17 protein-coding genes and 1 riboswitch are annotated in these 18,481 nt (G+C 68.6%); of the genes, 8 read left to right on the top strand and 9 right to left on the bottom strand.

The annotated features are described in order from the left end of the window. Positions 1-133: 133 nt before the first annotated feature. From ON37_RS24605 to ON37_RS24595, 3 genes are all read right to left on the bottom strand, one after another. Positions 134-1,231 (bottom strand): CaiB/BaiF CoA transferase family protein, encoded by a 1,098-nt coding sequence (locus tag ON37_RS24605; RefSeq protein WP_040722664.1) that lies wholly within the window; start codon positions 1,229-1,231, stop codon positions 134-136. A 110-nt stretch (positions 1,232-1,341) separates the two neighbouring features. Then, entirely contained in the window at positions 1,342-2,208 is an 867-nt protein-coding gene (locus ON37_RS24600; RefSeq protein WP_040722663.1) for an amidohydrolase family protein, read from the bottom strand. 50 nt (positions 2,209-2,258) lie between these two features. Beyond that, positions 2,259-3,665 (bottom strand): FAD-dependent oxidoreductase, encoded by a 1,407-nt coding sequence (locus ON37_RS24595; RefSeq protein WP_051031996.1) that lies wholly within the window; start codon positions 3,663-3,665, stop codon positions 2,259-2,261. Between the two features lie 272 nt (positions 3,666-3,937). On the opposite strand from ON37_RS24595, the gene ON37_RS31160 reads away from it, so the two are divergent. The 5 genes from ON37_RS31160 (at position 3,938) to ON37_RS24570 (ending at position 7,387) form a co-directional block, all read left to right on the top strand. After that, positions 3,938-4,375: an Rv0361 family membrane protein gene (locus ON37_RS31160; protein ID WP_051031995.1), complete on the top strand. Its 438-nt coding sequence runs from the start codon at positions 3,938-3,940 to the stop codon at positions 4,373-4,375. Positions 4,376-4,428: 53 nt separating this feature from the next. After that, positions 4,429-4,542: riboswitch (SAM riboswitch) on the top strand. 18 nt (positions 4,543-4,560) lie between these two features. After that, positions 4,561-4,980 carry a rhodanese-like domain-containing protein gene (locus tag ON37_RS24585; protein ID WP_040722662.1) on the top strand — a complete coding sequence of 140 codons (420 nt, stop codon included), beginning with the start codon at positions 4,561-4,563 and terminating at the stop codon, positions 4,978-4,980. A 37-nt stretch (positions 4,981-5,017) separates the two neighbouring features. Continuing rightward, positions 5,018-6,232 (top strand): O-succinylhomoserine sulfhydrylase, encoded by a 1,215-nt coding sequence (locus ON37_RS24580; RefSeq protein ID WP_040722661.1) that lies wholly within the window; start codon positions 5,018-5,020, stop codon positions 6,230-6,232. 49 nt (positions 6,233-6,281) lie between these two features. Further along, positions 6,282-6,908, top strand: coding sequence for a type 1 glutamine amidotransferase family protein (locus ON37_RS24575; protein ID WP_040722660.1), 627 nt, complete (start codon positions 6,282-6,284; stop codon positions 6,906-6,908). Beyond that, a complete protein-coding gene (locus ON37_RS24570; RefSeq protein WP_040722659.1) occupies positions 6,905-7,387 on the top strand; it encodes a MarR family winged helix-turn-helix transcriptional regulator in 483 nt (160 codons plus the stop codon). Before ON37_RS24575 ends, ON37_RS24570 begins: the two co-directional genes overlap by 4 nt. Positions 7,388-7,396: 9 nt before the next feature. Here ON37_RS24570 and ON37_RS24565 read toward each other — a convergent pair whose 3' ends face one another. Next, a complete protein-coding gene (locus ON37_RS24565) occupies positions 7,397-8,155 on the bottom strand; it encodes an HAD-IIA family hydrolase (protein WP_083893255.1) in 759 nt (252 codons plus the stop codon). A gap of 261 nt (positions 8,156-8,416) precedes the next feature. On the opposite strand from ON37_RS24565, the gene fgd reads away from it, so the two are divergent. Beyond that, positions 8,417-9,424, top strand: coding sequence for a glucose-6-phosphate dehydrogenase (coenzyme-F420) (fgd, locus tag ON37_RS24560; RefSeq protein WP_040722657.1), 1,008 nt, complete (start codon positions 8,417-8,419; stop codon positions 9,422-9,424). A 16-nt stretch (positions 9,425-9,440) separates the two neighbouring features. Here the strand turns inward: fgd and ON37_RS24555 are convergent, their stop codons facing one another. The 3 genes from ON37_RS24555 to ON37_RS24545 all read right to left on the bottom strand — a co-directional run bounded on the left by ON37_RS24555 (position 9,441) and on the right by ON37_RS24545 (position 11,471). Beyond that, on the bottom strand, positions 9,441-9,944 hold the full coding sequence (locus ON37_RS24555; RefSeq protein WP_040722656.1) for a DinB family protein: 504 nt from the start codon (positions 9,942-9,944) through the stop codon (positions 9,441-9,443). A gap of 121 nt (positions 9,945-10,065) precedes the next feature. Next, complete coding sequence (locus tag ON37_RS24550) at positions 10,066-10,575, bottom strand: nitroreductase/quinone reductase family protein (protein ID WP_040722655.1); 510 nt, start codon at positions 10,573-10,575, stop codon at positions 10,066-10,068. Positions 10,576-10,625: 50 nt separating this feature from the next. After that, positions 10,626-11,471: an LLM class flavin-dependent oxidoreductase gene (locus ON37_RS24545; protein ID WP_245553429.1), complete on the bottom strand. Its 846-nt coding sequence runs from the start codon at positions 11,469-11,471 to the stop codon at positions 10,626-10,628. Between the two features lie 184 nt (positions 11,472-11,655). Here ON37_RS24545 and pta point away from each other — a divergent pair, with 184 nt between their 5' ends. Next, entirely contained in the window at positions 11,656-13,752 is a 2,097-nt protein-coding gene (gene pta, locus ON37_RS24540) for a phosphate acetyltransferase (protein ID WP_040722654.1), read from the top strand. A gap of 58 nt (positions 13,753-13,810) precedes the next feature. Continuing rightward, positions 13,811-15,007: an acetate kinase gene (locus tag ON37_RS24535; RefSeq protein ID WP_040722653.1), complete on the top strand. Its 1,197-nt coding sequence runs from the start codon at positions 13,811-13,813 to the stop codon at positions 15,005-15,007. Positions 15,008-15,064: 57 nt separating this feature from the next. On the opposite strand, the gene ON37_RS24530 is transcribed toward ON37_RS24535, so the two are convergent. Both ON37_RS24530 and ON37_RS24525 read right to left on the bottom strand, forming a co-directional pair. Then, complete coding sequence (locus ON37_RS24530) at positions 15,065-17,497, bottom strand: serine/threonine-protein kinase (RefSeq protein ID WP_083893252.1); 2,433 nt, start codon at positions 17,495-17,497, stop codon at positions 15,065-15,067. A gap of 3 nt (positions 17,498-17,500) precedes the next feature. Then, a complete protein-coding gene (locus ON37_RS24525; RefSeq protein ID WP_040722652.1) occupies positions 17,501-18,475 on the bottom strand; it encodes a glutamate ABC transporter substrate-binding protein in 975 nt (324 codons plus the stop codon). Positions 18,476-18,481 lie beyond the last annotated feature (6 nt).

Genomic DNA, 18,481 nt, shown 5'->3' with positions numbered 1-18,481 from the left:
AGCGGCCGAGCTCCCCCAATGAGACTGTGTGGTCGAGACTTTGGCGGCTCGGCGAGCGAACCGCGGTTCTCGCCGGCCTCGGGCGGCGTTCCCGGCGAGTGCGGACACATCGGCCGCACCCGCCGTGCGGAGCTCAGTTCACCCACACCTCGTCGATCGGAGTCGCCGCGGACGGCGGCGGGGTGGGGGTCCCGCCCTGGGTGCGGGAGAACCGCGGCGCCGGGGCGTGCTGGACCACGCCGTCGATCTCGACCAGCGATTCCCGGGCGGCGATGTGCCCGTTCTCGGTGGCCTCGGTGAAGGTGAGGACGGGGGTGCAGCAGGCGTCGGTGCCGTCGAAGATGGCGGCCCATTCGTCGCGGGTCTTGGTCTTGAACTTCTCCGCGAACAGTTTGCGCAGCTGGTCCTGGCCGTTGGGGTCGATCTGCATCGGCAGCCCCTCGGGGTCGATCTCGAGGCCCTTCAGGAACTCGGCGTAGAACTGCGGTTCGATGCAGCCGACCGCCATGTACTTGCCGTCGGAGGTCTCGTAGGTGTCGTAGAAGGCCATCCCGGTGTCGAGCAGATTGGTGCCGCGCTCATCGGACCACAGGCCCATTCCGCGCATACCCCAGATCATGTGCGAGAGCGAGAGCGCGCCGTCGATCATCGCGGCGTCGATGACCTGGCCCTTGCCGGAGCCGGACCGCTCCACCAGAGCGGCGAGCACACCCATCACGAGGAACATCGAGCCGCCGCCGAAGTCGCCGACCATGTTGAGCGGCGGTACCGGGCGCTCACCCTTGCGGCCGATGGCGTTCAGCACGCCGGTCAGCGAGATGTAGTTGATGTCGTGGCCGGCGCGGTCGGCCAGCGGGCCGTACTGTCCCCAGCCGGTCATCCGGCCGTAGATCAGGCGCGGATTGCGCTCCAGGGTGACGTCCGGGCCCAGCCCCATCCGCTCGGTCACGCCGGGGCGGAAACCTTCGAGCAGCACGTCGGCCTTGTCGATCAGGCCGAGCACCTTCTCGATATCGTCCGGGTTCTTCAGATCCGCCTCGACGATGGTCCGCCCGCGCCACTGCGGCCGCTCCATGAAGCCCGGCATCATGCCGGGCCGCTGCACGCGCACCACGTCGGCGCCCAGATCGGCCAGCAGCAGTGCCGCGTGCGGGCCGGGGCCGATTCCGGCCAGCTCAACAACCTTGATGCCCGCCAGCGGGCCCTGTCCGGTGGTGGATGAAGTGCTCACGCCCTACCTCGGTTCGTCGTCGATCCTGCGACCGGCGGCGCGCGCCGGTGTTGACACTACGACAATAAGTGGTGGATGTGACGCACGGCATCCGGGTGCGTGGTTCGGCGCTATTCGATGATCCGCAGGGGCCGGGTGGTGTCGGGCGGTTGCGGCAGGTCGGCCCGGCGAAGCCGCAGCGTCGAGGGGTCGGCCCGCCGAATCGGCCGGGTCGGCGGGGAATCGTCGGCGGAGCGGACCTTGACCGGCAGCCGGTAGCAGAGCCGCGCGTTGTCCTCGAGCACTCGATACATGTCCGCGCCGACGGCCCGGCCGATGATCTCGATATCGGCGTCACGGAACGGGCGATCGGCCCGGTTGCCGGGCAGGTCCGAGCCGAACATCAGCGCACCCGGATTGACCGCGTGCACCCGCCGCATCGCCGATTCGACATCCATCGACACCCGCCCGAATCCGGACGCCTTCACCCGGGCCCCGCGGTCGACCAGATTCAGCAGGTAGGGCAGGCATTCGTCGGACATGCCCATATGGTCGATCGTCAGCGCCGGCAGTTTGGAGATCACCGGTTCCAGCGATCCGAGCATGGAGCCGTCGATGTAGAGCTCGACATGCCAACGAGCGAGCTCGTAGGCGCGCAGCGCCTGCATGGTCAGCGTGACGATATCGACCGCCGCCCGCTTCAGGTTGAACCGGATCGCGCGCACGCCGGCCCGATCCAGTTCGATGATCTGCTCGTCGGTGACATCGGAGGGCAGGTTGATCACGCCGACCCAGTTCGGGCCGAGTTCGGCCAGCGCCGCGACCATGAAGGTGGAATCGGTGCCCTGGAACGAGGCGCTCACCACCGCACCACCGTCGACATCGAAGTGCGCCATGCGCTTTCGATAGTCGCCGATGGTGTACGGCTCCGGCAGGTAGCCCTGATTCTCGACCAGCGGATATCGCGGGTCGATGATGTGAACGTGGGAATCGAACACGTGATCAGCATGCCTCAGGTCGGTGACGGATGCGGATCCGGTGTGGTGTTTCAGACCTTGTGCGGCTCACTCGCGCGCAGCATGTCCTCACGTTCGACGACCTTCACCCGCTCGCGGCCCTCCGGCTCGCCGAGGGCGCGCTCGTGGGCGTCGAGGCGGTACCAGCCGGCCCAGGTGGTGAACGGGATGCCCTTGTCCTCGAGGAACTTCACCACCGCGTCCGGATCCGGTTCGGGGGCGGGGGTGAACGAGGCGGCATCGTCGACCAGGCATGCGATGGTCTCGTTGGCATCGCCCTTGGTGTGGCCGATGAGACCGACCGGGCCGCGCTTGATCCAGCCGGTGACGTAGGTCTGCGGCATGTAGCGATCAGAGGGGTTCTCGGCAGTGTCGTCGAGCAGGACGCGACCGGCCTCGTTGGGCACGGTGCCGGCCTGATCGTCGAAGGGCAGGGCCGGGATGTTCTGCGACAGGTAGCCGACGGCACGGTAGACCGCCTGCACGTCCCAGTCCTTGAAGTTGCCGGTGCCCTTCACGTTGCCGGTGCCGTCGAGCGTGGTGCGCTCGGTGCGCAGGCCGACCACCTTGCCGTTCTCGCCGAGCAGTTCGGCGGGCGATTCGAAGAAGTGCAGGAACAGCTTGTGCGGGCGGTTGCCGACATCGCGGATCGCCCACTGCTCGAGGGTGTTGCAGACCATGTCGACCTGCTTGGAATGCCGGCGCGCGGCCTCCGAGCCCTCGTCGTAGTCGATGTCCTCCGGATCGACGATGACCTCGATATTCGGCGAGTGATCGAGTTCGCGCAGCTCCAGCGGGGTGAACTTGGCCTGGGCCGGGCCGCGGCGGCCGAAGACGTGCACCTCGAGCGCCTTGTTCTGCTTCAGGCCCTCGTAGACGTTCGGCGGAATCTCGGTCGGCAGCAGCTCGTCACCGGTCTTGGCGAGCACGCGGGCCACATCGAGCGCGACGTTGCCGACGCCGAGGACGGCGACCTTCTCCGCGTCCAGCGGCCAGGTGCGCGGCACGTCCGGATGGCCGTCGTACCAGGAGACGAAGTCGGCGGCGCCGTAGCTGCCGTCCAGGTCGATGCCGGGCACCGGGAGCGCGCGGTCGGCGTTGGCGCCGGTCGAGAAGATCACCGCGTCGTAGAAGCGGCGCAGGTCCTCGAGGTCGATGTCGGTGCCGTAGTCGATATTGCCGAGCAGGCGGACCTGCGGCTTGTCGAGCACCTTGTGCAGCGCGGTGATGATGCCCTTGATGCGCGGGTGGTCGGGCGCCACGCCGTAGCGGATGAGACCGAAGGGGGCCGGCATGCGCTCGTAGAGGTCGATGTTCGCGTCGACATCGGATTTCATCAGCGCGTCGGCGGCGTAGATTCCGGCCGGCCCGGCACCGACGATCGCGATGCGCAGCGGGCGGTCGCCCGGGCCGCCATTGGTTCCAGCGTGTTCGGTCATTCTTACGCGCACCCTTTGGTCGAAAAACTCTTCGTCTTGGTCTCAGCCGTCCTTCTTAGCTTAGGCTAAGTTGACGTACGGGCCGGGCCCTGCCCGACTGTGTGGCGCCGCCGCCGCTTCGTTGCCGCGCGGAGCTGCCCGATTCCGGGCACCCGGATGTGGCCGGAGTTCTGGTGATTCTATCGGTGACACCCACCGGGGCTATTCCCGGTATCCGGGCGAAAATGCGGGCGTGATCTTCGACACTTCGGCCCACCGGGGATGATGCCCGCATGAACGAAAGCGATCCGGCTACCTCGATCGATCAGCGCGATACCACGCGTTCGGCGAAACCGTTCCTGATCGCCGCGGCCGTCGCCGTGATCGCGGTGCTCGCCGTCGTGATCCTCGGAGTCACCCGGCCGGCTGAGAACAATCTCACAGAGCCGGACCGGATTGCCATCGCCGCGCGCAATTTCGCCACGGCCAGAAGCGATTCCGACGCGGCTCGGCGAAAGACCACGGAGTGCGGGAATTTCGACGACAAGAGGTCACCGCTCGGGCCGGATTCGGTGGGCAGGAGGGTGGAGATCGCCGGAGTTGACGCCGTGCACGTCGACGGTGACCGGGCCACGGCTTCGGTGACCAGTCGGGCGGACGGTCGCAAGACCGCGGCGAACTGGAATTTCCGCCGTGAGAACGGGACCTGGTTGGTCTGCGACAACCGGTGACCCGGACCGTCGACGTTTGACAATCCGGCCTGTGACCAGGCATTCTCGGTCCAGGTCATGAGTACCAGCGGTAAGCCCCGGCTCGCTGGTCGGCAACCCTCCTCCGCGGTGGGGTGCTCCGGGTGACGACCTGGCCGCTGTCCGACCGGACACGGCAAGTGCGGATTCCGTAGGAGGTTCGACAAGTGAGCTACGCCGGTGACATCACGCCTGGGCAAGCGTGGGAGTTGTTGCGCGACAATCCCGATGCGGTGCTGGTGGATGTGCGCACCGAGGCGGAATGGCGATTCGTGGGGGTGCCGGACACCAGTTCGATCGAGCGGCCGACGGCGCTGATCGAATGGGTCGACGTCACCGGCGCGCCGAATCCGGATTTCGTCGGGCAGCTGAAGCAGGCCCTGGCCGATCGCGGTGACAGCGATGCGCCGGTGATCTTCCTGTGTCGCTCCGGCCAGCGTTCGATCGGTGCGGCCACGGCCGCGACCGCTGCGGGCTTCACCCCGTCCTACAACGTGCTCGAGGGTTTCGAGGGTCCGCTGGATGCCGAGGGGCATCGCGGTGGCGCCGGCTGGCGCGCCCTCGGTCTGCCGTGGCGGCAGTCGTGACCGCCCGTTCGTGTTACCCGGTGGATGGGAGACAGTCATGATCACCGGCGGTGCATTCGATCGGCCGCTGCCCGAGGGCGTGGGCCCGGCGACACTGGGTGTTCGCGGGGGTTTGCGGCGGTCCGGATTCGAGGAGACTTCGGAGGCGCTGTACCTGTCGTCGGGTTTCGTCTACGAGAGTGCCGAGGCGGCCGAGGCGGCCTTCACCGGCGATATCGAGCATTTCGTGTATTCGCGCTACGGCAATCCGACGGTCGCCATGTTCGAGGAGCGGATGCGGCTGCTCGAGGGCGCCGAAGCGTGTTTCGCGACCGCCAGCGGGATGTCGGCGGTGTTCACCGCCTTGGCCGCGTTGCTCGGGCAGGGTGATCGGCTGGTCGCCGCGCGCAGCCTGTTCGGTTCCTGCTTCGTGGTGTGCAACGAGATCCTGCCGCGCTGGGGTGTGGAAACCGTCTTCGTCGACGGTGAGGATCTCGCGCAGTGGGAGCAGGCGCTGTCGCAGCCGACGACGGCGGTCTTCTTCGAAACCCCGTCCAATCCGATGCAGACCCTCGTCGATGTGCGGCGGGTCAGCGAGCTCGCCCACGCGGCGGGCGCGAAAGTGGTGCTGGACAACGTCTTCGCGACCCCGCTGCTGCAGCGCAGCCTCGATCTGGGTGCCGATGTGGTGGTGTATTCGGGGACCAAGCACATCGACGGCCAGGGCCGGGTGCTCGGCGGTGCGATCCTCGGTACGAGCGATTACATCAACGGCCCGGTCAAGCATCTGATGCGGCACACCGGTCCGGCGCTGAGCCCGTTCAACGCGTGGACGCTGCTGAAGGGTCTGGAGACCATGCCGCTGCGGGTGCGGCAGTCGACGCAGTCGGCCCTGGCGATCGCGGAATTCCTGGAGCGGCATCCGGCGGTGGCGTGGACGAAGTATCCGTTCCTCACCTCGCATCCGCAGCACGAGCTGGCGATCTCGCAGATGTCCGGCGGCGGCACCGTGGTGACCTTCGAGCTGACGGCCGGCGCGGACGAGGGGAAGAAGCGGGCGTTCGAGGTGCTGAACCGGCTGCGCATCATCGACATCTCCAACAACCTCGGTGACGCCAAAACCCTGATCACGCATCCGGCGACCACCACCCACCGCGCGATGGGGCCGGAGGGCCGGGCGGCCGTGGGGCTGACCGACGGGGTGCTGCGGATCTCGATCGGACTCGAGGATGTCGAGGATCTGCTCGGCGATCTGGAGCAGGCGCTGAGCTGAGCCACCACGCCTGTTGACAGTATGCTGTCAAGTATGACAGCATACTGTCATGAGTAAAACAGTGCATGTGGCCGTCTACGACACCTACGCCGATTGGGAGCTGGGCTACGTCACAGCCGGTATCAACCGGCCGTTGATGCAGCGCGAGCCGGGCGCCTGGCAGATCCGCACCGTCGGCGCCACCACCGCGCCGATCACCTCGATGGGCGGCCTGCGCGTCGTCCCCGACCTGACGTTGGACCAACTCACGCCGGAGGACAGCGCGATGTTGATCCTGCCCGGCGCCGATATCTGGGAGGGCGAGCAGTTGCTGCCGTTCGCTCGGGCGGCGCAGGACTTTCTCGCCGCCGGTGTCCCGGTCGCGGCGATCTGCGGGGCGACCTACGGGCTCGCGGCGCAGGGTCTGCTCGATTCCCGCCCGCACACCAGCAATGCGGCGGAATACCTTGTGCCGACCGGTTATTCGGGCGCCGCCCAGTACCGCGACGAACCGGCGGTGACCGACGGCGATCTGATCACCGCGAGCGGTATCGCGCCGATCGACTTCGCCCGGCACGTCTTCGCGCGGCTCGACCTGTTCGACCCCGCGGTCCTCGACGCCTGGTACCGGCTCTACGCGGAGCGGGATCCGCAGGGCTTCTACGACCTGCAGGCCCAGGGCGCGGAGTCGGCGTGAGCCGCAGCGAGGCCGACCTGTTCTCGGCGGCGGCGATCACCTCGTTCAAACTCAACGGCCAATTCCTCGCCCTCGCCGAGGAATTGGCGAAGCCGGCCGGAATCACCGCGGCGTGGTGGCAGGTGCTCGGCGCGGTGCTGCACGAACCGCTGCCGGTCTCGGGCATCGCCCGGGAGATGGGCATCACCCGCCAGAGCGTGCAGCGGATCGCGGATCTGTTGGTGGACAAGGGTTTCGCCGAGTACCGGCCCAATCCGGCGCACCGCCGGGCCAAGCTGGTCGCGATCACCGATGCCGGCTACGAGGCCGTACGGCGCATCACCCCGCAGCACGGGGTCATGGCGAAACGTCTTGCCCAGCAGCTGGGTTCGCAGCGGTTCGCCGAGGTGGTGGCGGCGCTGACCGAGCTGTCGGCGGCACTGGACGCGCTCGAAACCGAGGCGCCGCCGGCGGATTCGGATCGACGAGCGGCGCCGTAGGTATCTCGCTCAGACCGCGAACGGATTCTCGGTCCGGCCGACGAGGTCGGCCACCGAGTCGATCACGAGTGTCGGCCGGTACGGGAACTGTTCCATCGAGGTGCGGGTGGAGATGCCCGACGTGACCAGGACCGTGCGCATCCCGGCCTCGAGACCCGCGATCACGTCGGTATCCATCCGGTCGCCGATCATCACGGCCGACTGGGAATGGGCCCCGATCTGCCGCAGCGCCGAGCGCATCATCAGTGGGTTGGGCTTGCCGACGTAGTAGGGGTCGCGGCCGGTGGCCCGGGTGATCAGCGCGGCGACCGAACCCGTCGCGGGCAGCACACCCTCGCGCGACGGCCCGGTCGGGTCCGGATTCGTCGCGATGAACCGGGCCCCGCGCTCCACCAACCGGATCGCGGTGGTGATCGCCTCGAACGAATAGGTGCGCGTCTCGCCGAGGACCACGTAATCCGGATCGCTGTCGGTCAGCACGTAGCCGATCTCGTGCAGGGCCGTGGTGAGCCCCGATTCGCCGACCACATAGGCCGTGCCGCCCGGGCGCTGCTCGTTGAGGAAGGTCGCCGTCGCGGTCGCCGAGGTCCAGATCGAGGCGGCCGGAATATCGAGCCCGATCCGGCGCAGCCGGGCCTGCAGATCGCGCGGGGTGCGGATGGAGTTGTTGGTGAGCACCAGGAACGGAATCTCCCGCTCGGTCAATTCCGCCAGGAACTGGTCGGCGCCGGGGATCAGGTGGTCCTCGTGCACCAGCACCCCGTCCATATCGGTCAGGTAGGACAGAATCGGCTCGTTGTCGGAAGTCACGAGGCAATTGTGAGCTATCCCCGGTGCCGATGTGACGTTCCGGTAGGTGCGCACGCGCGGCGGCGCCGGAATCCGGCCTGACTATGGTCGGAGGAGACCGCAGCATGCCGCGCTGTGGAATTTCGGGACACCCGTCCAGCGCTGCACTCGGTCGACGCGGTTGTCTCCCGCCCGGGAGTCGGCCCAGGCAGGCATGTGACGGCGAACAGGAGTGGCGCAGTGAGTGATCTCAAGCTCGGATACAAGGCGTCGGCAGAACAATTCGGACCACGCGAGCTCGTCGAGCTCGGCGTTCTGGTCGAAGAGCACGGACTCGACAGCGCGACCGTCAGCGATCACTTCCAGCCCTGGCGGCATCAGGGCGGACACGCGCCGTTCTCGCTGGCCTGGATGACGGCGGTCGGGGAGCGCACCTCGCGCATCCAACTCGGCACCTCGGTTCTCACCCCGACCTTCCGCTACAACCCGGCGGTCGTCGCGCAGGCCTTCGCGACGATGGGCTGTCTCTACCCCGACCGGATCATGCTCGGGGTCGGCACCGGTGAGGCGCTCAACGAGATCGCGACCGGTTATCAGGGCGAGTGGCCGGAGTTCAAGGAGCGGTTCGCCCGGCTGCGGGAATCGGTCGATCTGATGCGCGCGCTGTGGACCGGCGACCGGGTCAGCTTCGAGGGCCAGTACTACACCACCGTCGGCGCCTCGATCTACGACGTGCCGCCGGGCGGGATTCCGATCTACATCGCGGCGGGCGGACCCGTCGTCGCCCGGTACGCGGGCCGCGCCGGCGACGGTTTCATCTGCACCTCGGGCAAGGGGATGGACCTCTACACCGAGAAACTGATGCCGGCCGTGGCCGAAGGCGCGGAGAAGGTCGGCCGCAGCGTCGGCGATATCGACCGGATGATCGAGATCAAGATCTCCTACGACACCGACCCCGAACTGGCGCTGGAGAATACGCGGTTCTGGGCGCCGCTGTCGCTGACCGCCGAGCAGAAGCATTCGATCACCGATCCGATCGAGATGGAGGCGGCCGCCGACGCGCTGCCGATCGAACAGATCGCCAAGCGCTGGATCGTGGCCAGCGATCCGGACGAGGCGGTCGAGCAGATCAAGCCGTATGTGGATGCCGGCCTCAACCACCTGGTCTTCCATGCCCCCGGCCACGACCAGCGACGCTTCCTGGACCTGTTCGCCCGCGATCTGGCACCCCGGCTGCGGGCGCTCTGAGTTGCCGCTGCGGAGGTCAGCCCGCCGCGGACTCGGGACTGTCGAGCTGTTCGCGCAGGATGTCGCCGTGACCGGCGTGGCGGGCGAGTTCCTCGATGAGGAACACGTAGATGAAGCGGAGGCTGACCTCTCCGAGGCGTGGGTGGATCCTTGTGTCGTCGAGGTCGACATCGGCGGCGATCTCGCGGGCCCGGGCGGAGGTGCGCTCGAATTCGGCGATCACGTCGGCCACGGTCTCGTCGTCGGCGACCACGAAACTCGGATCACCCGAGACCGTGGGCCCGTCGCATTCGCCGGCCGGTATGCCGGCCACGATGCGCTGAAACCAGATCCGCTGGGCGACCGCGGCGTGTTTGACGAGGCCGATCGGGGTGGTGGCGGAGGGGACGAGGCGTCGACGCGCTTGGGATTCCGAGAGGCCGCGGATCGTGCCGATCAGTTCGGCCCGGTTGCGCTCGAGCATGCCCTCGAGCAATCGACGTTCGGTGCCCGTGGTGATCAGCGGTGGTGACCATGTCATCGTCGAATCAAATCGCCTCGGCCGCAACGAGGTCAACGGGGTACTCCCCTCGCGGGCAGGGGGTACCTGGTCAACCGTGGCGTGGTCCGGGGCCGGACGGTCCGGGGACGCGGATCCGTGCTCAGCTCCGGGTCAGCGCGAAGATACGCAGATCACGCGTCGTCCGGCTGCGGTAGGCGGCGTATGCCTCGGTCGTCTCCACGAAGCGGTCGAAGATCCGCTGTTTGCGCTCCGGATCCTCGATCAGCTGTGCGCGCACCGGAATACGTTGTCCGTCGATCGTTACCACCGCTTCGGGCGTAGCCAGCAGATTGGCGGTCCACGCGGGATGGCGGGCCTGGCCGAAGTTGCTGCCGATCACGTACAGCGTGTCACCGTCGTGGATGTACAGCAGCGGTGAGGTGCGCGGCTGTCCGGACTTGCGGCCGGTCGTGGTGAGCAGGATGATCGGCGCGCCGATCGGCCCGAGGATCGTGTATCGAGCATCGGTGCGCTGCAGGACCTTTCGATCCAGGGGGGTCAGCGCGCGAACCACCGTCGATCCGATCCGGGTGGCCGCGAACGCACTCGCCGTACGCCCGAGCAGCCCGGTCCGTGAGCCCCACTGCCGATCCGGAAACTGTGCCGTCATGCGGGAAATCCTAGGTGCTCGAGCCCCGGCCGCCACGTCCACGAACCGGTCTAGTGCACGGCGGCGACGAATTCGTATCCGCTGCGCCAATCGGCGTCGCGTGGCGCCACGATGAGGTGGTCGACGCCGGCCTCCGCGTAGGCGGCGCGGCGTTCCCGGGCCGCGGCGAGGTCCTCGGGAAGCGAGACGACCAACGAGACGGTGGGCGCGGGGCGCCCGAATTCCGTTGCCAGCTCGGCCAACTCCCGCGCGACGGCAGCCACATCCTCCGGCCCCAGCCCCATGGCGATCCAGCTGTCCGCGAATTCGGCGGCTCGCCGTTTGGCGCGGCGGACGTCGCCGGCCACCAGGATCGGTGGGACCGGCGTGCCGGGGCTCAGCGTGATGCCGGTGCCGTCCGGGAGGGTGGTGGAGTTTCCGGCGATCAGGTCGGGCAGCAGCCGCAGGGCCTCGTCGGTGTCGCGGCCGCGGTCGGCGTAGGACAATCCGGTCGCGCGCCAGGCGATATCGCCGTGCGCGGGATTGCCGGTGCCGATGCCGAGCAGCAGCCGGTTGCCGGAAACGTACTGCAGGGCGCTGATCTGCTTGGCAGCCCAGGGCACGGGGCGCAGGGCCAACAGGAGCACGCCGTACCCGATGTGGATTCGTTCGGTCAGCGCCGCGGCGGTCGCCAGGGTCACGGTGCTCTCCACCATCGGGGCGCTCGCGATGAGGTGGTCGGTCGCCCAGATGGAATCCAGCCCGAGGTTTTCCGCGTGCCGGGCCGCGGCGCCGATATCGCCGAGGATCGGAAGCGTCGGGTCGGGAGTGGACGTGGGCAGGAAGGTGCCGATTCGCATGGTGAATCCCGTCTGCGGCCGCGGGCCGCCGTGTGTCGTGGCGTTGCTACGTGCCACGCTAGGAGGGACGAATGAGCCGGACAATGTTTGTTCGGCCCATCTGGATATCCGATTCGCTCATCCGCATCGGCAGCTCGGTCCGACTGGCACGACGCCGAACGGTTGCTCCACGCGATGTGATTTCGGTCGACCCGCAGTGCGCGCAAACGAACCGGCCGCCCCGCTCACTAAGCTCGGGTCCATGGCCGAGACCGCACCGTCCACCGTGTACATCGCGTCACTGGAAGGTGACACCGGCAAATCGACCGTCGCGTTGGGCATGTTGCAGATGCTGTCGGCGACCACGCCGCGGGTGGGCGTGTTCCGGCCGATCACGCGGTCCAATCACGGCCGCGACTACATTCTCGAATTGCTGCTCGAGCACAGCACCGCCGATATCGACTACGACCAGGCCGTCGGCGTCACCTACGAGCAGGTGCACGCGGATCCGGACGCCGCGATCAGCGAAATAGTGATGCGATTCCACGAGGTGGCCAAGGTCTGCGATGCGGTGGTGATCGTCGGCAGCGACTACACCGATGTGGCCGGCCCGAGCGAACTGCGCTACAACGCCCGGATCGCGGTCAACCTCGGCGCACCGGTGCTGCTGGTGCTGCGCGGCGCCGGCCGCACCCCGGAGCAGGTCGTGCAGGTCGCCCAGGTCTGCGAGGCCGAGCTGGAGCTCGAACACGCCCAGCTCGCCGCGATCATCGTGAACCGGTGCGATCCGGATCAGCTCGAGCAGGTGCGAACGGCGATGAATGTGCTGCCCTGCCCGTCGTGGACGCTGCCGGAGGTGCCGCTGCTGACCGCGCCGACCATGAACGAACTGTGCGAGGCCATCGACGGCACGGTCTACTCGGGCGACCCGGAACTGCTGCAACGCGAGGCGCTGACGGTGATGGTCGGCGGGATGACGGCCGAACACATCCTCGAACGGCTCACCGACGGCGTCGCCGTCATCGTCCCGGGCGACCGATCGGACGTGCTGCTGTCGCTGGTGAACGCCCATGAGGCGGAAGGGTTTCCGTCCCTGTCGGGCATCATCATGAACGGTGGCATGCTGCCCGATCCGGCGATCGCCCGACTGATGGCCGGGCTGAAACCGAAGCTGCCCATCCTGACCACCCGGCTGGGCACCTTCGACACCGCCAGCGCCGCCGCGCACACCCGGGGCCGGGTGTCGCTCACCAGCATTCGCAAGGTGGACACCGCCCTGGCCCTGATGGAGCAGCGGGTCGACAGCCGAAAGTTGCTGGAGCTCATCGAGGTACCGGTGCCGTCGGTGGTGACCCCGCAGATGTTCGAGTATCAGCTGGTGGAGCGCGCCCGGGCCGATCCGCGCCGGATCGTGCTTCCGGAGGGCGACGACGACCGAATTCTGCGCGCGGCCGGACGAGTACTGCAGCGCAAGATCGCGGACCTGACGATCCTCGGCGACGAAACCACCGTGCGCGCCCGCGCCGCCGAACTGGGCCTCGACATCGATGCCGCGCAGGTGCTCGACCCCCGCACCAGCGAGCTGCGCGAGGAGTTCGCCGAGGAATTCGCCCGGCTGCGCGCGCACAAGGGGATGACGGTGGAGCGAGCGCGCGAATTCATGGCCGACATCTCGTATTTCGGCACCATGATGGTGTACCGCGGCATCGCCGACGGCATGGTGTCCGGCGCCGCGCACACCACCGCGCACACCATCCGGCCGTCGTTCGAGATCATCAAGACCGAGCCCGGTGTCTCGACGGTGTCGAGTGTGTTCCTGATGTGCCTGGCGGATCGGGTACTGGCCTACGGCGACTGCGCGGTCGTTCCGGATCCCACCGCCGAGCAGCTCGCCGATATCGCGATCTCCTCCGCGCGCACGGCGGCGCAGTTCGGCATCGAGCCGCGGGTGGCCATGCTGTCGTATTCCACCGGCGAATCCGGCAGCGGCGCCGATGTCGACAAGGTGCGGGCCGCCACCGAACTCGTGCACCGGCGAGCCCCGCAGCTCCCCGTGGAGGGGCCGATCCAGTACGACGCGGCGATCGAGCCGACGGTGGCGAGCACCAAACTGCCGAACTCCGACGTCGCCGGGCGCGCAACGGTTTTCGTCTTCCCCGACCTGAACACCGGGAACAACACCTACAAGGCCGTGCAGCGCAGCGCGGGGGCGGTGGCGATCGGACCGGTGCTGCAGGGACTGCGCAAACCCGTGAACGATCTGTCCCGCGGCGCCCTGGTGGCCGACATCGTGAACACGGTGGCGATCACGGCGATCCAGGCGCAGGCACAGCACACGCAGGAGCAGGAGGCACGGTGAGCATTCGCGGTGCCGGCCGGGTGCGGGCGTCCCGCACGACACACGAGGGGCAGGTCTGATGCAGGTATTGGTGATCAACTCGGGGTCCTCGTCGATCAAATACCAACTGCTGGATCCGGTTTCGGCGCGGGTCGCGGCTTCGGGACTGGTGTCGCGGATCGGTGAACCGGTGGCGGAGGGGGAGGTGACGGTCGAATATCACAGTGACGGAGACCGATTCGAGCACACCGGACCGATCGCCGACCATGCCGCCGGGCTGCGGGTGGTTTTCGACCTGTTGGCACAGACCGGGCACGATTTGACCGCATCGGAACTGTCGGCGGTCGGCCACCGGGTGGTGCACGGCGGCGAAATCTTCTACGAACCGACGCTGATCACGGATGCGGTGGTCGAGTCGATCGACAAGCTGTCCACTCTCGCGCCGCTGCACAACCCCGCCAATGTCACCGGAATCCGTTCCGCGCGTGAGTTGCTGCCTGATGTCCCGCAGGTCGCGGTCTTCGACACCGCGTTCTTCCACGGCCTGCCCGATGCCGCGAAGACCTACGCGATCGACGCGGATATCGCCGCGGCGCACGGGGTCCGGCGCTACGGCTTCCACGGCACCTCGCACGAATACGTATCCGGCCGGGTGTCGGAGCTGCTCGGCGGCGATCCGGCGGCACACAACCAGATCGTGCTGCACCTGGGCAACGGCGCCTCGGCGTCGGCGATCCGCGGCGGCCGGGCGGTGGATACCAGCATGGGACTCACCCCGCTCGAGGGGCTCGTAATGGGTACTCGCTCGGGCGATCTCGATCCGGGCATCCTGCTGCATCTGGCGCGCACCGCGGGACTCGATATCGACGGGATCGACGAACTGCTCAACCGGCGCTCCGGGATCAAGGGGCTGTCGGGGGTCAACGATTTCCGCGCGCTGTTCGGGCTGATCGACACCGGTGACGCGGCGGCGCGCCTCGCCTACGACGTGTACGTGCATCGGCTGCGTCGCTATATCGGCGCATATCTGGTGGAGCTGGGCCGGGTCGACGCGATCACCTTCACCGCGGGTGTGGGCGAGAACAACGCGCAGGTGCGCGCCGATGCCCTGGCCGGCCTGCAGCGTTTCGGCATCGCGGTCGATCCGGTCGCCAACAACGCCAAGGACCGAGCGGCTCGCCGTATTTCGCCCCCGGACTCGGAGGTCACCGTGTTCGTGGTGCCGACCGACGAGGAGTTGGCGATCGCGCGCGCGGCGGCCGCACTGGTGAGCTGAGCGGAGAGACCGCCCGGCGTCGTCGTCGACATCGGCCGGCGTCGAGACCCGCTGTGGTCAGAACCAGCTCTTGGCCCGGATCGCATTCGCCAGATCCACCAGCGCGTACCGGTGGGTGCGGCCGGGCGCGGTGCGGGCGAGACCTCGTAGCCCGGACTCGATACCCCGGCGCAACCCGCGTTCGGTGAACGGCTGACCGAGCAGGGTGGCCCCCGGGTCGCGCGGGCGGTTCCCGGCCTGCAACCAGGCCAGCGCGGTTCCCCAGACCAGCACCCGGAGCTGGGCGACCCGGTGCTCGGCCGCGGGAAGGGCCGCGAGCCGGGCGGCCGCGACCTGCAGTGTCGATTCCTGGAGACCGTGGCCCTCGCCCGGCCCGGGCGAATCGGCCGTGGTCGGCGGGTGCGAGTCGTGGCCGCCGGATCGGCCGGAACCATCGCCGGGTCGTTCCGGCTCGACGGTGAGCAACAGGAGCACGGCGGTCAGGCGGGCCTCGGTGTAGTGCCGGGAAGCCGCCGGGACTTCGTCGAGTGCCGCGACCGCCGCCGTCACACGTCCGCCCGCCGCCAGCTGCCGGGCCAATCCGAAGGCGGCGCTCACCACGCCGCGGTCGGTCCGCCATACGGTGCTGTAGAACTTCTCGGCGCACCGCCGCCATTGCTCCGGATCAGGCGAATCCCAGTGCTGCAGAACGAGTTCCGCCGTCGCGGCGAGGGCGAGCTTCGGCGCGATCTCGCCGGGCAGGGCGCCCAGCACCGCGTCGAAACAGTCGTAGGCGCGTTCGTACTCGTGTTCCCGCAGGGCGATCAGGCCGCCGAACCAGTCGGTGCGCCAGTCCCGTTCACCCATCCGGTCCAGCAGGGCGCGGGCCGCTGCCGGATCGCCGAGGTCGAGGTGGATGCGTACCTCGGCGAAGGCGCATTCGGTGGCGAATCCGTCGGGTACGCCGCCGGGCGCGGTCTCGGCCCGGCGACGTGCGGTGCGGACCGCGTCGAGGGCGTGGTCGGGTTCGGGATGGACGGTGCCGGCGAGCAGCGGCGCCGACGGGTCCGCCGGGTCGAGCAGCGGGACCGGCAGGGCGGCGGCGATCGCACCGGCGTCGAGGTCCCGGCTGCGCACGATGCCGTCGGCGTAGACGTCGGTCTGCCCGATCAGCTCCTCGGTGCCGAAGCTGGTACGCGGCGGACTGAACAGGGTCGACAGCTGCGGATGTTCGGTACCGGTCTCGGCGGCCAGGATTTCGCGCAGGACGCCCGCGAGCTGGGTGGTCATCAGCCGCGCGGACGGGAAGCGGCGGTCCGGATCGGGATCGGTCGCGGTCAGCAGCAGCCGATGCAGGAATTCGTGCCGGGCCAGGATCGGTTCGGCGTCGGGGTCCGGCAGGCCGTCGACGTAGCGCCCGGCCGACATCGGCATGTTCAGCGTGAGCACGGCCAGGGTCCGGCCGACCGTGTAGATGTCGGTGGCCGCGGTCGGACCCGTGGCGGCGATCTCGGGAGCCTGGAAACCCTTGGTGCCGTACAGGTTCCCGTAGGAGTCGAACGGTGCGGTGGCGCCCAGGTCGATCAGGACCACCCGGTCCTCGGTCACCATGATGTTGTCTGGCTTGAGATCGTTGTAGGCCAGATCCAGCGAATGCAGATACTCCAGCGCCGGCAGGATCTCGAGAAGGTAGGCGATGGCCTCGGGCACCGGCATGCGCTCCGGGCGCGGATGAGCATCGAGCAGATCCCGCAGGGACCGGCCGCCGACGTACTCCATCACGATGTAGCCGATCGGAGTGCCGTCCGGGCCGGGATGTTCGACGAAGTTGTGGATCTTGACGATGCTCGGGTGGGCCAATTCGGCCAGATACTGCCGTTCGGCGACCGCCACCGCCTGAGCCTCGGCGTCGCCGCCGTGCAGCAACCCCTTCAACACCACCCAGCGATCGCTCACATTGCGGTCGATCGCCAGATAGATCCACCCCAGCCCACCGTGGGCGATGCAGCCCTGGATCTCGTACTGTCCGGCGACTCGATCGCCGGGGCGCAGGTAGGGGCGGAAATCGTAAGGCGCGCCGCAGTTTTCGCACGTGCCGACCGCGGACGCGGGACGGCTGGGTGTGGTGCGCCCGACCGGCCGGCCGCAGCGCCAGCAGAAGCGCCGCCCCTCGGCCACCTGCGGATCGGGCAGGACCGCCACCATCGGATCGACCGGCGGCACCGCGGGGATCGGTACCAGGCCGGCGCCCAGGCGGCGCACCGTGGGCCGGGTGCGGACCGTGCGACCGCTGCGCCCGGTGGGGCGGCTCGGTTCGGTGTCCATCGGCGCGGCGGCGGTGCCGGGCCCCTCGAATGCGGTGGCGGCCGGGGCGGTGTGCGCTCGCGCGGTGCCCGGCGGCTCCGGAGCGGGCCGGTGCTGCGGCCGGGTCGGCTCCTCGCCGGTATGCGGCCCCGGCGTGAGCGCTGTCGGCGGATAGTCGAATTCGGGGGAGTCCTGGCGTTCGGACATCGGTCAGTCCCGATATGTCGGTTCCGGTGGTCCCGCCGCGGGTCCCAGCGCGGGCGCGAGCCAGTGCTGATACAGCCGATCCCAGGTGCCGTCGGTGCGCAATCGCTGCAGGGTGGCGTTGACGAATCGCACCATGTCGTCGTTACCCTTCGGCACGCCGACACCGTAGGGCTCGTCGCTCAGGTCGGCGCCGACGACCTCGGCATAGGGGTCCTGGGCCGCCAGGCCCGCCAGGAGGGCGTCGTCGGTGCTGACCGCGTCGACCTGGCGTTGCTGCAGCACCACCAGGCAGTCCGCCCAGGTGGGTACGGTCATGATCGAGGCGGCCGGTTGGATGTGGCGGATCCGGTCGAGCGAGGTGGTGCCGCCCACCGCGCAGACGCGCTTACCCGCCAGATCCGCCATGCCCGTGATGCCCGAGCCCTTCACCGCCAGCACCCGCTGATGTGACATCAGGTAGGCGGTGGAGAAGTCCACCTGGCGGCGTCGATCGCAGGTGATGGTCATGGTTTTGACCACGACGTCGACGGTGCGATCCTGCAGTGCCCGTTCGCGATCCGCCGATCCGAGGATGCGGTATTCGATGCGGCGCGGGTCACCGAACAGATCGCGCGCGATCTCGGTGGCGATATCGACGTCGAAGCCGGCGAGGGTGCCGCTGATCGGGTCGCGGAAGGAGAACAGATTGCTGCCCGGATCGAGGCCGACCAGCAGCCGGCCGCGGGCGCGGACGGCATCGACGTTGGGACCGCGGTCGCCGCCGGCCGGCCGCAGACTGGCCGTGGGGTTTCCGCACTGCGGTTCGGCTTCCGGTGCGGGTGCCGATTTCGGCTGGGCGACAACGGCATTCGCGGGCAACGGTGGTTCGGTGTAATCGCCGCCGCCGCCCGGCCGTGGAGTGGCGGGCCGGTCCCCGCAGCCGCCGGCCAGCAGTGCCGATGCCGCCAAGATCAGTACTGCGACGCGCCTAGCTCGCATCGGTGC

This window comes from Nocardia veterana NBRC 100344 (assembly GCF_000308855.1).
Taxonomy (GTDB): Bacteria; Actinomycetota; Actinomycetes; order Mycobacteriales; family Mycobacteriaceae; genus Nocardia; species Nocardia veterana.
This window is presented reverse-complemented; position numbering and strand designations above follow the sequence as displayed.